Source organism: Salifodinibacter halophilus (genome assembly GCA_012999515.1).
Classification (GTDB): domain Bacteria; phylum Pseudomonadota; class Gammaproteobacteria; order Nevskiales; family Salinisphaeraceae; genus Salifodinibacter; species Salifodinibacter halophilus.
Genome location: JABEEB010000234.1, coordinates 1 through 274, shown reverse-complemented (window position 1 = coordinate 274; position 274 = coordinate 1). Strand labels below are relative to the sequence as shown.

Here is a 274-nt window from a genome sequence, read left to right as displayed (position 1 = left end):
CTCGTCGCCGAGGAGGCGGAGTTCCGCGAACTCGGCTACACGGACGCGTTCGACCTCTCCGTGTTGACGCTCGAATCGGACGTGCTCCCGACCGAGGTCGCCGCACAGGTGATCGCGGAGCGCGCCGAGGTGAACACGGACGGTCTCTACCTCCCGGCGTACGCCGCGGCCTCGACGGCAGGAAGCGTCTCCGCGGCGGCGCGCGCGGCGGAGATGGCGACGTTCCGCCTCTTCGAGGCGGGCTACGACCCGCAGGACATCCAGTCGGTGAACG

1 protein-coding gene is annotated in these 274 nt (G+C 70.4%); it reads left to right on the top strand.

Annotation, left to right across the window (positions count from 1 at the left end; translation table 11 throughout):
• On the top strand, positions 1-274 hold a 274-nt coding region (locus HKX41_11460), incomplete at both ends, for a methenyltetrahydromethanopterin cyclohydrolase (protein ID NNC24749.1).